14 protein-coding genes are annotated in these 16371 nt (G+C 35.0%); 2 read left to right on the forward strand and 12 right to left on the reverse strand.

All coding sequences use genetic code 11. From position 1 onward, the window contains the following. Window positions 1-35 precede the first annotated feature (35 nt). The 3 genes from I583_RS11440 to I583_RS11450 form a co-directional block, all read right to left on the reverse strand. Entirely contained in the window at window positions 36-356 is a 321-nt protein-coding gene (locus I583_RS11440) for an LPXTG cell wall anchor domain-containing protein (protein ID WP_244264881.1), read from the reverse strand. Window positions 357-373: 17 nt separating this feature from the next. Next, window positions 374-3184, reverse strand: coding sequence for a MucBP domain-containing protein (locus I583_RS11445; RefSeq protein ID WP_010760315.1), 2811 nt, complete (start codon window positions 3182-3184; stop codon window positions 374-376). Between the two features lie 245 nt (window positions 3185-3429). Next, a complete protein-coding gene (locus I583_RS11450; protein ID WP_010760314.1) occupies window positions 3430-4929 on the reverse strand; it encodes a helix-turn-helix domain-containing protein in 1500 nt (499 codons plus the stop codon). A 514-nt stretch (window positions 4930-5443) separates the two neighbouring features. On the opposite strand from I583_RS11450, the gene I583_RS11455 reads away from it, so the two are divergent. Then, entirely contained in the window at window positions 5444-5974 is a 531-nt protein-coding gene (locus tag I583_RS11455; protein ID WP_010760313.1) for a LysM peptidoglycan-binding domain-containing protein, read from the forward strand. Window positions 5975-6093: 119 nt separating this feature from the next. Here the strand turns inward: I583_RS11455 and I583_RS11460 are convergent, their stop codons facing one another. The 6 genes from I583_RS11460 to I583_RS11485 form a co-directional block, all read right to left on the reverse strand. Then, on the reverse strand, window positions 6094-7617 hold the full coding sequence (locus I583_RS11460) for a bifunctional metallophosphatase/5'-nucleotidase (protein ID WP_010760312.1): 1524 nt from the start codon (window positions 7615-7617) through the stop codon (window positions 6094-6096). A gap of 22 nt (window positions 7618-7639) precedes the next feature. Further along, window positions 7640-8839, reverse strand: a complete 1200-nt coding sequence (locus tag I583_RS11465; RefSeq protein ID WP_010760311.1) for a bifunctional metallophosphatase/5'-nucleotidase — start codon at window positions 8837-8839, stop codon at window positions 7640-7642. 17 nt (window positions 8840-8856) lie between these two features. Beyond that, on the reverse strand, window positions 8857-9636 hold the full coding sequence (phnE, locus tag I583_RS11470; RefSeq protein ID WP_010760310.1) for a phosphonate ABC transporter, permease protein PhnE: 780 nt from the start codon (window positions 9634-9636) through the stop codon (window positions 8857-8859). Then, the gene (gene phnE / locus I583_RS11475; protein WP_010760309.1) at window positions 9636-10415 is read right to left on the reverse strand and encodes a phosphonate ABC transporter, permease protein PhnE; all 780 of its coding nucleotides are present in this window, start codon (window positions 10413-10415) and stop codon (window positions 9636-9638) included. The genes phnE (I583_RS11470) and phnE (I583_RS11475) overlap by 1 nt, the downstream gene beginning before the upstream one ends. Then, entirely contained in the window at window positions 10415-11179 is a 765-nt protein-coding gene (phnC, locus tag I583_RS11480) for a phosphonate ABC transporter ATP-binding protein (RefSeq protein WP_010760308.1), read from the reverse strand. The genes phnE (I583_RS11475) and phnC overlap by 1 nt, the downstream gene beginning before the upstream one ends. A gap of 80 nt (window positions 11180-11259) precedes the next feature. Beyond that, entirely contained in the window at window positions 11260-12189 is a 930-nt protein-coding gene (locus I583_RS11485) for a phosphate/phosphite/phosphonate ABC transporter substrate-binding protein (protein WP_010760307.1), read from the reverse strand. 707 nt (window positions 12190-12896) lie between these two features. Here I583_RS11485 and I583_RS11490 point away from each other — a divergent pair. Next, complete coding sequence (locus tag I583_RS11490; RefSeq protein ID WP_010760306.1) at window positions 12897-13376, forward strand: hypothetical protein; 480 nt, start codon at window positions 12897-12899, stop codon at window positions 13374-13376. An 88-nt stretch (window positions 13377-13464) separates the two neighbouring features. Here I583_RS11490 and I583_RS11495 read toward each other — a convergent pair whose 3' ends face one another. Genes I583_RS11495 through I583_RS11505 form a run of 3 tightly spaced genes read right to left on the reverse strand, consistent with a single transcriptional unit; the run spans window position 13465 to window position 16369 of the window. Further along, entirely contained in the window at window positions 13465-14472 is a 1008-nt protein-coding gene (locus I583_RS11495) for an ABC transporter substrate-binding protein (RefSeq protein ID WP_010760305.1), read from the reverse strand. A gap of 38 nt (window positions 14473-14510) precedes the next feature. Next, entirely contained in the window at window positions 14511-15275 is a 765-nt protein-coding gene (locus tag I583_RS11500; RefSeq protein WP_010760304.1) for an ABC transporter ATP-binding protein, read from the reverse strand. Window positions 15276-15277: 2 nt separating this feature from the next. After that, window positions 15278-16369 carry a FecCD family ABC transporter permease gene (locus tag I583_RS11505; protein ID WP_010760303.1) on the reverse strand — a complete coding sequence of 364 codons (1092 nt, stop codon included), beginning with the start codon at window positions 16367-16369 and terminating at the stop codon, window positions 15278-15280. Window positions 16370-16371 lie beyond the last annotated feature (2 nt).

A 16371-nucleotide genomic window follows, 5' to 3' on the forward strand; every position in this document is an offset into this window, starting at 1 on the left:
TTTTCTCTTTATTATTGTTAAACTAGACGTGTTGTCTACGAGCAACCTTGATTGTGTCTTCTCTTTATTACGACAATAATCGCTGTTACTGCCAATGAAATCATTCCAATAATTGTTAAATACATCAAAAATTCTTCCCCAGTTTTTGGTAGCAGTCCGCTACTTTCCTTTTTGGGTGTCTCGGGATTTATCGGTTTTTCCATTTCCGGCCCTTTAGGTGCTTCCTTACCGCCATCAATAAAACCAATTTTCCCTTCTGTTTTCCCATTTGTTTGAGCATCAACCGCTGTCACATTACTTACAAGAAACATACTAAGCAACAGAAGGAACAGTAAATAAATTTTTTTCTTTTTCATTTCTTGATCCCCCTGTCTCATGGTTCTTGAACTAATTCCCAAGTGATTTCAGCTTTGTAACTTCCTTTAATTGCGCCGCTCCCTTTAGGAACAAGTAGTTTCAAGCCTTCTTTTTTATCTGTTTGATTGGCCAATTCTAATTCATAATTTGTTTGTGGACGGGCTGTCCTATTCTTGTAAATGGTGACATTATCCTCACTTGATATAGCTAAATCATTCTCTCCATTGTTGTAAATAATTTCAGCATCTTTTAATACGTCACCACTTATTTCATGGGTGAAAGGTTTCGAAAGTGAACCATTAATTGTAAATTGCCCTCGTTTAAAGCCATCAACAGGCGCCGTAGTTCCACGCTTATCTGCTATGTTTAATTTAAATGGAGCTGTAGAACCATAGTTTAATTCTTGATCACGAGACTGGATCACCCCAGTTTTAAAGAGCATTTCTTTTGTGGCGCCTAAGGCTACTTGGCCTTTGAAAATGTATGTTCTTTCATTTTCTCCTACAAGAATTTCAACTTTCTTCTCATCAGATGGCGGTGTTATTAGCTCATACAGATCATCAGTAATTACTTTTACAACTTTTGAAATCTCTGTTTCAGCAGTTAAATCAACAAATTCTTTTGGTTTTTTCAAAAGTGTAACGACAGGTTTGATCTCATTACCGTCTTCGTCTTTAAAATAAATATTTAATTCGACTTCACTTTTACGGTAGAATAATTTGATTTTCTGAACCTCTTTTTTAAAGTTGCCTGTTAATGAGGCTCCTTCTGAACGTACATAATCAAAGTCCGTAACTTTTTCATCAAGCGGATCGATTGTATAAGAATCTCCAATGATTCCCGGAATCGTTTTATTCTCTTTAACCTTTAAACCAGTTGAATCATCATAATATTCAACTGTCACACTTGATTCATTTGATTCTGCATATAATTTATAAACATTTTTTGCAGCATCAAAGGTTACCTTATGGGTTGTAGCAGTCAAAGAACTAGCGCCTGCTCCATTAAAGTCTAATTTATTGTACTCGGCTACACCTAGTCGATCACTAACAATTTTTAAGGCTTTAGCTTTCGTCAAAGTTTCTCCATACTTTAATGATGATAAATCTGGATCTTTTAATGAATAGTCTTTCCCACTATATAATTGATAATTAGAACCAACAATTGTTTGTTTCAATTCATAATTATCCGCACTAGTAGCAGCTCCTGTCCCTTTATATTTATAGACTTCTACAGCCGCTTCTGTATAAGGGTGGAACAAGTTGGGTAGTATTTTAAATGGGCTGTTATGTGCTTGATATTCCGCTGCTGAGAAGGTTACTCCGTTCGTCTTCGTTCCTAATGTGCTTGTTGTTCCCATAGAAGAAGAAATCGGATCATCAAAAACAGCTTTAAATGAGCCTGAATCTACAATGTCTGTATCTCCATCATTTTTGTTTGCAATCGTTAATGACTTTTTCGTAGGTGACGTTAGAACTGGATTATTTTTTGATGTTAACGAAGATGCTACATAACTAAATTTTTGAAAATTTAAATCTGCTTGATATGCTCTTGACGGATTGATTGGCAGTGAGTCAGTAAAAAGCTTCATAAATTGAGCTGTTGCATTTGGTGCCTGAACTGCGTGTGGATCTGTACTTGTTTTATTTGTCGCCGTTACAGCCATCCAGTTCCAGAACTTTCTGCCTTTTGTTACATCATCTTGCAAGCTATTGTATGTCCCAGTTTGACCTGGACTTTCAATAGTTCCTCCAGCCCAACGTGGTGCCCCTGTTCTAGGATTATAATTCCCCGAGTGGTCGTATCTAACTGCTATATAAATCGGACCTTGATCTCCTTGCACAGGTATGTTATTGAACCTGGTCAGAATATCTTTGTAATCAGTGACTACATTTTTAGTTAGAGTGTTTGTTGGTCGAGCTGATAGTTGAAAATCGGATAAATAGATAATAACAGGTATAGCATCAGCATTTCTTTCTTTTTCCATGATCGGCACGACATATTCCAAGTTACCAACTTGATTATCCTCATCATAGGTCTTATCTTTTTCGAAGGATTTATCTATTTTTTGTTCCCAACCAGCAACATTTCCCAAAAATTCTTTTTGATCAACATCATCATTGATGATTGTACTATTTCGCGTAGGTGAATTTAGTCCAAATATTCGAATCCGACTTCCATTGTAATCATTTAACACCAGCTTCGACAAATTAATAATCATTTCTTTACCATGAAAGCGAGGTATCGCAGGATTTAGTCCCGCAAGTGTAGGACTATTCATCGAACCTGACCAATCCAAGACAAACATCACATCATACTTCATTTTTTTATTTTGTGGTAAGGCTAAAATTGTTGGTAATTCATACTCCAAATCATATTGGCCTAAAGCATTTGGAAAATTATTTAGCGCCTTAATGGATGGGTCTAACCGACCAAGCGTAGTAGCTTTTTCCAATTTCCGTACTGTTTCTATCAGTAGCATTCGAGATAAATCTGAACTAACACCTGATTCTGCAGTCAAACTTGACTGATAGGCTTTATCTAGGGCTGCCAACGAGCCTTCTGTCCATTCTTTATTCCCTTTATAAGGTCTGTTTTTATCGGTTCCTTTTTGCTTATCTAAAAAACCTTTGACCTCATTTTTAGCTGTTGATAAATTCTCAGCTTCCCAAGTTTTATAATTTGAACTTTCGACAGCAAAAGATACTAGGTCATTTTCTGCTTTGATTTGAGTGACGTTTTTTGCTATCAGTAAGCTAATCAATAAAATACCCATGATACCTATTACCATCATAAATATAGTTTTGCTCCCCTTTTTATTTATCATTCCAGCCCTCCCTTTATTATAAATTAGATATAAATTCCATAAAATCATACAATTTTCCACACTAAAACTTGTACACGCACACAAACCCAACTGAATTTACATCTTATTTTTATCATTATTATATCTTTTACGTCACTTTTTAGTTATACACTTTTTTTAAACGAAAAATAAATCATTATTTCCTTTACTTGTAGGAAATAATGATTTATTTTTACTAAACATTCATGTTACATGATTCTTTTTTATCACCAGGATCTATTTCGACTAATTTTCTTTGTTATTTCTTTCAGTATTGTTTCACACATTATATCAAAATATTGAGAATCAGAAAATGTTGGGATATAGACCCTTGAAGGATGTTCGACTTGATCAGAATAGTTCTTATCAGAAATAACTAAATCTATTGATTCATCATAACAATTGACGATTTCCACATTTTCTGCAAATACTTGCTTAATTTTAGTTTTTAAAATATCTGCCACATATACTTTAGAAATCTGAACATAAACACGAACTGTGACAATATTTTCTAACTCAACTCGAGATATCAAGCTATAAATCAGTAGGAAAAGTTGATTGATCAACATATCAACTTTTTCTCCATGAAATAATCGTTCAAAAAGCGGATTCTTCGGAAACTGTTGCAGTGTTGGATCTGCAAATCCTTTGATTTTCTCTAATAATTCTTTTTCATATTTGGTTCTGGAATAATAGTTATCTTCATCATAAACATATAAAAAAAGTCTAGAATCAATAAAACTATAATAAACATACAATAAAAATATTGTTACATCTTGTTCAACTAATCGTCGTCTTTCAGGATCCTCTTCAAAAAATTCTGTGATTATGTTTTGGGTAAGATATTCCCTAGTCTCATTAAAACTTTCGAGATGGTCAATTTCAATACTCATCTCTTCCTCTAAATAAGGACTTGGTATGATCAGTTGTCCACGAAGGCAAAAGAAAAAAAAGAACTGAATTTCTTCCTCCTTATTTTTAAAATAAGGACAATATGTATTTATAAATCTAGCTATTCCTTTATAAAAACGCTCATGAGCACCATTTTTTTTGAAATGAATTGTCGTTTTTTGATCCAAATAAAAGCCTTGATTGTTTCTGATTTTACAAATAAAAAGTAGTAAACAGATCATACTTTTTTTGGAAGAATCAAACGATACCTTGTCAAAAAAAAGTTCTGATAATGAACGTTCAATCTCTCGATAGCTTTCCTCTGAAAAAAACCAATTTGAATGTGCAAAAGAAAAAAATAAGAAATAGAAATTACGAATGCGGTACTCTTCACCAACTAGTGTATTTTCTTTAGATAATTCAAATTCAAACTTTTTCAGAATTTTCTTCAATTGATTTTTATATCGTGTAAAAGTTGATTCACTGATGAAATGATTTTTGCAAATTCTGCTCTTATCAAGATAACCACGTAAGAATAAGTCTTTTACCATAATATAAATAACTGACTTTTCTAAGTAAAAAAATGCTGCATCTGCTAAAGAGATATTAGAAACAATAATTGAGTTGATTTTCCCTTTTTCATTATAATTAATCGTCATTTTTGTTTCATCAAGATAGGTATTATCTTTTAAAGATAACACGATTCCCCTAACCGTTTTATCAGATAAACCTGTTACAGCGACTAGATCAGCTATTTTTACTTCTTTTAATTCTTTAATTAGATACGCTAACACTTCGATTTTTCTATTATCTATATCACTGATAAATAACTTCATAAATCTCCCCCTCTATTTTTAATGATTTCAGACCTCACTCCGTCACTATTGGAGTCTTCTTATAATAGAATACTCAAAAAAAAGGCTTCATTCCTTTCTTCAAGCACTACAGATGCTACTAATTCTCCATTTACCTCGATGATTCTTCACCCATTATATATGTAAAAAATAAAATAATCACTAGAATTCAATAAAAATTATACTTTTAGTCTATCTTCTATACTGTTAAAAACATATCAGAAAAAAAGAATAATAAAAACATTTGCAAAATAAACAAGCATTCAAAATCTAATATAAAAACATACACACTTGTTATTTCATAAATAATATAATCAAGTTCTTCTTTTTTACTATTTTTTGTTTTTTTATAATTGAACGATTGTTCTAATAAAAATTGCCCAAAACTTTTCCCTCATTTTCCTCTTGGAGAGTACTATGACTGTATGATATACTAAGAATGCTTTGTTCTAAAGTATTTTCCTAGTAAATCTATCATGAAAGGAGTCAATTTATTTTGGATGAAGAATACTCTCGACGTAAACAACAACGTCCCCCATCTACATCAAAATTCACCATCGTAATCGTTATTTTATTATTGTTAGTCAATACACTTGCATTAGGCGGATTGCTCTATTTGAATGTTCAGGCTAGTTCTAAGCAAGAAGCACGATTAAACAGTATAGAAAAACAAGTAAGCAAACTTGATCTCGGAGTAAACGTCCCAGTTCTTGCAACTGACAATACAGAACATAATGTTCCTGTAAGAGAAAGTTCCACTCAAGTAAGCAAAATGGAAGAATCAAGTTCGACTATTGAAAGTTCAGATCAGCCAGCACAAACGCCCCCATCATCTGAGGCTGTAGAACAACAAACTGAACGCTCAACCGAACCATCACAAGTTGCAGCTACAAGTTACACAGTTCAATCTGGAGATACACTTTCTGTGATTGCTGAAAAAAATAAAATATCGCTTCAAGATTTAATGCTAAAAAATAATTTAACTGATTCAACAGTCTACGTTGGACAAGTGTTATCATTGCAATAAGCAACTTATTTTTCTCTACATAATTTTGCCTAACAAATTGATTACACACATTTTTTATAAACAGAGGGTGCAAAACTTTTTTTAGTTTTGCACCCTCTGTTTATTAGCTATACCGTTGCTTACTTACAAGCTTGTTTCACTCTGTAATTCAAGCTTTTAGGCAATACAATCTCGTTTTGTGACTGAATATAGTCAACGATCAATCCGACAATCTCTTCTGCCCCTTCATTGATTACTGGACATTCTAGGTAGGTTGGAAAACCACCTCCACCACTTGCTCGATAGTCGTTTAAAGAAATAGTAAATTCGTCCGTATCTTTAATCGATTGATTTTTATACCGCAACTCAGTTACGCGCGCTCCAACCTTCTGGCAAAGATCAATCGTATAATCAATCCCAACAAAAAAGTCAAAATGATAATGTTCAATTTTAGGATATAAATAACTTGGCGAAATGATTACTTCATTTTGTTCATCTAAACTAAAATAATCCGCATTTTTATCCACAACTTGCTTCAATTGAGCACCAGTGATTTTTAGCGTCATCAACTGATTCGTATATGGGTAAGTTGCGATCACATCTCGCATCGTTACATTTTTGTGGAATCCAGGTGACGTATTGGCCAAAGACACGACTGTGATCTGAGCTTTGCTAGCTTGCAGTTGAACTGCTCCGATCAATTCTACAACTGGAGTTCCATGTAGTGCCATCTCTAGTTTATCCTTAGCTAATGCATCTCTGTTCAATTTACCGATTGCTTGATCCAACCACTCTTGAACTTTTGTTTCTACAGGTTGTAGCTCACCCGTTAATTTCGGTTCTGGTGGAGTAGTCGGTTTGCCGATCGTTGAAGTTATTTCTATATTATTCTGTACTTTTTCAATATTGATTTCAAAGTAATTCTGGGCATTAGACGAAGGCTGCACAATATAAGTGCCATGTAATAACTGTCCCTCGATCAATAAATGCTGATGCCCTGTCAACAGTATGTCAAAATCAAGTTCATCACATATTTTATACCCTATATTTTCACTCGTTTTGGATAGAATAGTACCAGATTGTACATCTCGTTCAAATCCACCATGATAAATACAAATCGTAAGATCAACGTGTGATTTGACTTCTTCTAATGCTTGTTTGGCAGCTGTAAATGGATCTGAAATGATAACATCTTTAATATTTTCTGCTTTTTCCCAAACATTGATGTAATCTGTCACTACACCGACAATCCCGACTTTTAAACCATTTGCTAACGTCTTGATGGTCCATGGAAATTTTTTGGTTTGATCTGCATTTAGTAGATTCTCACAAACACACGTTGCATCAAGTGCCTCTAAATACTTATACAGATAACTTGTTCCATAATTGACGTCATGGTTACCTAATGTTACAAAATCATAGCCAGCATAATTCAATACCTTGGCTTGAGGGAATCCTTCTTCTGGATGGGCTTGACAGTAGGTTGCTAAAGCTGAGCCTTGTAGCATATCTCCACCATCGATGATCAATGTATTCTCGTCTTTTTTAAAGTTTGGGATGCATTTTAACAGTCCCATATCTTTTTCCTGGGTATCAGCGTAATTGGTTGGAAATAAATAGCCATGTACATCTGATGTATAGTAGATTTTCATTTGTTGCTTCATTTAGTTTCACCTCAAGTTTAACTTACTCTTTTATGCTTACACTAGCAATATATTCGTCGAAAACATTATAAATATAATTCGTTTCTAAGCGATAACTTGGAAAAATCGCTTTATTAGATGTTATGCGATAGTCTGATTGATCTGGTAAAGGTTGACCATTTTTTAAACGTATCCCTTGAACTGTTCGACTTAATAATAATTCTACCAGTTCACTTTTTGATACATGGTAAGTTGACAGAGTGTATGGCGGCTTAAAATTAGTTAAAAATGCTGCAATTGTTGGCGCATTAAGTTCAACTGCATAATAAGTACCTGGAACTTTTCTAGCCAAATATTGATCAAAATGGCTTAAATCAAGTGGCGTTTCCAACCATTTTTCGAAACTTACTTGGTCGTATAATTGCTCATTAACTACTTTGTATTTTTTTGTATCAATCAATTGTGCTTTTTTATCAGACATATGATTCCCATCAATAGAAAAAGTCAATTCCCCAATAAAATTCCCGCGATATCCAGGCTGCACAAAAGCTGTACTATTTAATACACCTGCATTAATTCGATGTTGATGCCCACAAATTACACCGTCAATCCCCGCTATTTCATGAATGATTCGATAGGTTTGGTCTTCTCCTGTATCATATTGCGTTGGTTGACCTGTGCTCATATCTCGCTCGATCCCACCATGATAACTTACGATCAATACATCAACTTGTTCACGTACTTGTGGTACCCAATGGTTTAACGTATCGATTACATCGGTGAATTTCAGGTCTTTGATTTGCTCATAGTCAGTGATTTGCGGCATCGCGCCAGTGATCACACCAATTACACCAATTTTCAATTCACCACGTTCAATGATTGTATAGGGATCAAAAATCAGTTCATCTGATAAATCTAACACATTAGCGCAGAGATACTTTCCATTAAAAGCCTCCGCTTGGCGTTTCAAAAAATCGATTCCATAATCAAAATCATGATTTCCTGGAACCATTACATCAAATCCAATTTTATTAGCTAATTCGACCAAAGGCGAAATTGTCATAGTTGTATTAAAAAAAGTAGTCTCAGGACTACCCACTAAAAAATCGCCATTGTCGATCAAAATCGGTTCATGATAATTTTCAGCAATCGCATGAAGAGAACAAAGACCGTTCTCTTCGTTTGCTGCGGCTGTCAAAAAACCATGGACATCTGTTGTACTTAATATTGTTACTTTATCCATTTTTTTATCCTCACGAATTACTGTAGTTTTTTACGTAAATAACCAGTTCCAGCATCAATCAAAAATACTGTAATAATGATCCCAAACAAAATAATGCCAACTTTATCCCAGGCTCTTGATTGAATTGCAAAAATCATCGGTGCACCGATTCCTCCTGCTCCAACTAAACCAAGCGTTGCAGCACTACGAACCGCTATTTCAAAGTGATTCAAAGCTAGTGATAAAAATGTTGGAATCAATTGCGGTAAGCGTGCATAAAACATCGTTTGCCAGAAGTTTGCGCCAACAGCCGTCATTGATTCTACAGGCGCTTCATCCATCGACTCAATTTCTTCCGTATATAATTTACCTAGCATTCCGATTTGATGAACACCGATTGCCAAAACACCAGCAAAAGGTCCAGGACCAACCATCTTTACAAAGATGATAGCATAAACAAGTTCAGGAAACGCTCTTAAAACATTACAGATAAACTTGCCGATTTTAGAGACGATCGTATTTGATTTCCATAGATTATGAGCGCTGATAAAAGTTAACGGTAACGCTAAAACAGTCGCAATAACCGTCCCTAAAAAGGCGATTCCAATCGTTAACAATAGTAAACTCAGTAAATCCTCTCCGCTGCCATCATAGACATAACCCCAGTCAGGATGGAATAACCCAGAAAGAACGGATTTGACCATATCAAATGACATGTTTCCAGCTTCTGAATAATCAATCCCTGCTGCAGAATAAAGAATGATCGCTAAAACAATAATGATTGGCAAATAGCTCTTTAACTTCCGATTCATGCTCATTATACCAACCTCTTTCTGATAATTTCACTAATCCAGTCGATCGTGATCACCACAACTAAAATAGATAAAATAATAATCGACACTCGGTCATAGCGCATCAAGCTCAATGAAGAGTTCAAAATCACACCGATTCCGCCAGCACCAACATAACCTAAGATCGTTGAAGCACGAATATTGACTTCAAAAGCATACAAAGAATAGCTGGCAACTTGGTGAGATATTTGCGGCGCAATCGACCAAAAAGCAATCTGAGTCTTTGTTGCACCGACCGATTCAGCCGCTTCGATTGGCCCATGATCGATTGTTTCGATGGCTTCGTAAACTAACTGTGAAACCATACCGAAAGTAAAAACTGCAATCGTCAGTACACCTGTAAATTCACCGATACCAAACATGGCTACAAACAAAGCTGCCAATAACAAGTTAGGAATCGTACGAATAATACTCATTAGAAAACGAATGATCGTTGTCACAAAAAAGTTTCTAGTGACCACTGTTGTAGCTAAAAATGCAAATGGTACTGCAAAAACGACCCCCATTGTTGTTCCCACAACTGACATTTTGATCGTTTTCAACATCGGTTCAATAATTTTAGGAATATAATGCCAATCAGGACTAAGAAAACGTTGTAAAAAAATACCCATCTGATCTAAGTTATTGAAGACGTCCGCCATTTGCGCTCCAGTGACTCTAGCACTTGAAAATACACATAAAAGAACCAATACTAAAATAAATAGATGTTTATATAAATCACGGTGAATCGTATCTTTTAACTTCATTACGCAACACCTTCTGTTTGCTTCAAAATATCCGCACCATAAATACTTGTCAACACTTCATCGGTCGCTTCTGCTGCAGTCCCATCAAAAACTACTTCACCATCACGTAAGCCAATGATTCGACTAGAAAATTCACGAGCTAAATCCACTGAGTGAAGATTGATCACCACAGTATGGTTCAATTCCTGATTGATTTTCTTTAAGTCTTTCATGATTTTTTGTGTTGTGATCGGATCTAAAGACGCAACTGGTTCATCCGCTAGAATAATCGATGCTTGCTGAACCAGCGTTCTTGCAATTGACACACGTTGTTGTTGTCCACCACTCAACTCATCACTTCTTAAATGTAGCTTATCTGCTAATCCAACACGCCCTAATGCATCATTGACTAAAGCGTAATCGTCTTTTGAAAAAATCCCAAAAATACTTTTAATGGTTGAATAATAGCCTAATCGACCTGAAATAACATTTTTTTGAACAGAACTTTTTTTCACTAAATTGAAGTGCTGAAAAATCATCCCGATATTTCTACGGATTCGACGTAAGTCTCTTTTGTTTGCTTTGGTAATTGAAGCACCATCGATGATAATATTGCCTTCACTGATTTCATTTAAGCGATTGATCGAGCGTAATAAGGTACTCTTACCCGCACCACTTAATCCGATCACGGATACAAATTCACCGTCGTTGATTGTTAAATTAATATTTTTAAGCCCTTTAACTCCATTATTATAGGTTTTTGTTACATTTTCAAACTGAATCATGATTTCTCCTTTTAATAAAAAATAGAAAAGCTGAACAAATTACGTTCAGCTTTTAAGTCACTCATTCATGTAGCAAAGCTTTATTCTGCTGCTTTTTCTGTATATTCTTCAACTGTATCGTAATTTTTATCGTCCGCTTCTACATAGCCTTTGTGTCCCCACATTGCCATCGCTTCTGCGCCTTCTGTATCTTTAGGCATTGCTAAGAAAACGTCTTTGACTTTCGCTTGTAAGTCTTTGTCCATTTTTGGCTGAACAGCGATTGCATCGTTTGGAATATCACCTTTTGTTAAATACAGGACTTTTAAGTCTTTAAACAAATCGTCTTTTTCAAATTTTGAGGCAAACACATTACGTGCTCCTTCAAAAACAAAACAGGCATCTTGCTGACCATTTAAAACAGCTGTGATTTCACTAGGGATATCATTAACAGTTGTTAGCGTAACATCTTTAGTTGGATCAATTCCTACTTCTTTCATTTCAACCACGGGATAAATATAACCACTAGCTGAATTTGGACTTAAACTAGCAATTTTTTTGCCTTTTAAGTCTTTTAACGAATTGATTCCGCTATCTGCACGAACTAAAACTTCACCTTTAAATGTGCTTGATAGCTTGTCTTTTTCAGGCTTCCCTGTTTCACGATTAAACGCTCCTAATTCAGAGGATAAAATCGCTGTTGCCGCTTTTTGGTTGCGTGCTTGAACATATGCTGACGGCGGCATAATTCCGATATCTACTTTACCTGACGCCATTGCTTCAACGATTGTTGAGTAATCTGTTGCTAACGTAACATTGACATCCCGTCCTAATTTTTCAGTTAAATATTTTGCGAAAGGTTTCGCTTTTGCTTCCATTGAGCCATCGTTGTTGGTTGGGACAAATTGTAATTCTAGTGGTTTCGTATCGTCAGCGGCTTTTTTATCGCCACTTGACCCACATCCTGTAAGTAATCCTACACTCAAACCAATAACAGACAGCAACCCTAACAATTTCGTTCTCTTTTTCACTCTTTCCATCCCTTCACATGTTTGGTATTACTCAAGCAAGAAAATATTCCTATGCTTAGTTATACCTATTGTATTTTAGTGGTGTAAATTTATCATAATAATGACGTAAACGTTATGTAAATATTTCAAGTCAACTTCATTATTATTAAGTAAAAAAATGGAGCCAATGCTTGATACTTTTCAGTAATTTTCAGTGTTACTCTCATAAAAAAATGAACGTACCAAACTAAAATCAGTATAGCATAAATTCTAATTTTTTCTAGACTAGTTTTCATTTTTTACTTATTTTACTCTCATTTCTATTTCAGAAAAAAAGGTAAATAAAACCTTTATTCATAAGGGTTCGATTGTTTCCGACTAATTGTCATTGTTCGATTACATTAAAATATCGTTGGGCTTTAATCTTAAATTTGATTACAAAAAATATATAAAATGAGCGTATAAATTCCATTCGATCCTCCTCTACAAAAATCATATTTTTTTTACACTTCGTTTAATATATACTATTCCCAATAACTCTAAGACAGATGAAATTTTCATATTTCACAAGATTCAAAAGTCTATTTTTATTGAAGAAATAACACAACTTTATCGGTTATAAAAATAATTAGGTACATAGTGATCGAATACTGACATTGTGAGTAAACTATAGTTATTTTTTATAATAAACTTTCAACATTGGTAAACTAAAAATTAGGAGGCTATTTATGAAACTTTTCAAAAAATTATTTATTGTAAGTACCATGTTCGTATTTTTTGGCACATTCTTTTCTAGTTCTGCAAATGCAGAGAGCGCAGAATCACCTCGCTCTGGTGCATATACATCAACTACAGCATTTTTATCAAACCTCGATATGAATATCGATGGTGAAGTCTATGAGGGTAAAATGAATGATTTACTATTGAATGTAGACAAAGAATCATTTACTCTTACCTTTAAATTGAACAATGAGGCACATGTTTTTAAAGGAAAACGTGATCCGAGCAAATCTGTATTTACAGCTTGTGATCGTTTCTTGATTGACACGATCGATGATCAAAAAGTTGGAACACGCGTAGTCATCGAATTTTTCCACTACTCTAGTTCTAAATATAGAAGTTATCAAGCTTATTCTCCAGGACGAGCGAAAGTTACGAATGGATTAGATGTAAACTTGAGAACAAGCGGCGTTTTATATAACAAGTAATTACTGTTGTTTTACCAATGTTGAATACTAAAAAATAGAAAAGAAGGTCAAACACATCGCTCTTTTTGCTTTGTGTCGACCTTCTTTTCTATTTTTCTGGATACATTTGATCTGCTAATTTTTCGATTCCATCTAACGACTGGTACCCATAACCAAACATATAATTATAATCGACCGCATAAACTTGTTTATTTTTAATGGCTTTCATACTTGAAAGTTTTTGATTTTTCAACACAGCATCGATCATTTTGTCACCGGAAATGCCATCTTTCATCGTACCCCAATCCGCTACGATCAAAACGTCAGGATCCGTTTCGATCAATTTTTCTACGCTAACTTCGCCTTTTTCATCTTTGAAAATATTGTCTAGTTTCACCATTTTGAAAATATCATTGAAAAAAGTTTCATTGTGGGCAGGATAAATATATAATTCTGCTGGATCTGCAGTATGAAGATAAGCGAATGTTTGATCCTCTTTGATTTTAGCTAGTTTTTTATCTACTTTTGCTTGACGCTCTTTTAACTCTGATTTGAATGCATCTGCTTTATCTGTTACGTTAAAAACTTTGCCTAAGTTATCAATATCATCATAAATAGAATCAAACGTGCCACCAGTTACAGAAGAGTTCAATACGAAGGTTTTGATTCCCATATCATTAAGCGTATCCACTGTGCCAACGCCCCAATCCTGATTATCAAACAATCCACCACGTCCGTATACCAAATCTGGATCAACACTTAACGCCATCTCTTTGCCGATATAGTCTGTCGATAAATGATTCAATTCATTAAATTCTTTTTCAACTGCTTTATCCGGTTCACCAAAGACCGCGCCTACGCCGACGATTTTATCTTTTAATCCTAAGTGCAGTAATAATTCTGCTGCAGGTTGCGTATTCGCTAAGACTTTTTCTGGTGCTTTATCAAAAGTTTGTTCTTTCTTTTGCCAGCTTTCTGCACCTTCTGCTTTAGAAAAATTCTGAACGGTTACAGGATAGCCTTCACTTTGATTTTTTTCAGTAGCTTTTTGTTCTTTTTGACCACAACCTGATAACATTGTTAAACCTAATAAACTAATAATAAGTGCTTTTTTCATTTTTTCGCTTCCTCTACATATAAATTTAAATCTGGTGACTAGTCCAATGAATAGGCAAAGCCTAATCGCTGGGTCACTGGATTTTGATAAATCGTACATTTAACGCCATATATCTCTTCGATCAATGCCGCTGTAAATAAGTCCGCGGGTTTACCTTCTGCAATGATTTTGCCTGCCTTCATCGCATAAATATAATCACAATAATGTGCGGCTAATTCTAAATCATGTAGTGCCGCTAAAACACCGATCCCAAGATTTTTTACACAATTCAATATCTCAAGCTGATAGCGAATATCCAAATGATTGGTTGGCTCATCCAAAATCATATAACTAGGTTGTTGGGCAATCGTTCGTGCTAAGATCACCCGTTGTTTTTCACCACCAGATAATGATAAAAAACTTCGATCAGAATAGCTCGTCAAATTCGTCTTAGCCAACGCATCCATCACAATCTCAATATCTGCTTGTGTATCTGATTCTAATAACTTTTTATGGGGCGTTCGTCCTAATAAAACCATTTGAAAAACACTTAAGTCAAAATTCAGTTCATTAAATTGATTTACTACACCTAATTTTTGAGCCACTTTCTTTTCGGAAACCGCTAAAAGGTCCAATTCATCTAAAAATACGCGACCTGCTTGTGGTTTGATTCCTTTATAAATTCCTTTTAACATCGTTGATTTCCCACAGCCGTTGGCACCGATGATCCCCACAAATTGTTTCTTTTGTGTTTGAAAAGAGATACTTTTAACGATCGATTCTTGTCCGATCATGATTTCTAAATCTTTTACAGTTAATTCCATTGTTACCCTCCGAAATTGTAACCTTTTTTGACAATAATATAGATAAATAACGGTGCACCGATCACTGACGTAATAATCCCTATCGGCAGTTCAACACTTGGAATCATAACTCTTGAAAGTAAATCCGCCCAAATCATAAAAAGAGAACCTGACAAAGCTACGATTGGCAACAAGCGTTTATGATCAGAACCAATCAAGCCACGAACGATATGAGGAATAATCAATCCTACAAAACCGATCATGCCAGAATACGCCACAATCACTCCTGTCAAAAGAGCAGCCAATAGTAAATACAATTGACGATATTTACTCAAAGGAACTCCCAACGTAATCGCCGCTTCATCGCCTAACAACATCACATTCAAGATACGATGTTGAAATAAGAAGAAACCTGTGATCACAATAACGGTGATCGACAAAATGGCCAGCTTATTCCAACTTGCAGAAGCCAAACTCCCCATCGCCCAAAACGTCACAGTCTTTATCCCTTCTGCATTATTGGCAAGATACACAATAAAGCTAGAAATAGAACTGCAAAGAGCACCAATCACTGAACCTGATAAAACTAATTTAACTGAAGTCATCCGACCTCCGATCCCCGATAATATCAATACACCAAAAGCCGCTGCCATCGCGCCCATAAAAGCACCAAAAGCCAACCCAAATTGAGAAAAAATACTCCCTGTACCAAATCCAACTAAAATCGCAAAGGTCGCACCAAGTGAAGCCCCCGAAGAAATCCCTAAAATATAAGGATCAGCTAAAGGATTTTGAACAACTGCCTGCATCACAGCCCCAGTTATTGCTAGACCCATCCCTACAAAAACAGCTAAGATCACTCTTGGCGTTCGCACAAACCAAATAATATTCACCGCTGAATTACTGGTAATCCCATCAAGCGATCCAAGTCTACCACCAGATATTTTCGTTAACAGAATCTGAAATACATCTTCCATCGAAATATTCGCTTGCCCATTAATCAACGAATAAACGATTGAAGAGAAAATTAGTACGATTAATAATAACAGTATCAACGGGAAAATTTGCTGATTTTTCGTCTTATTCCTTACATCACTTGCCTTGATTACTTGCAAAA

The organism is Enterococcus haemoperoxidus ATCC BAA-382 (genome assembly GCF_000407165.1).
Classification (GTDB): Bacteria; Bacillota; Bacilli; order Lactobacillales; family Enterococcaceae; genus Enterococcus_L; species Enterococcus_L haemoperoxidus.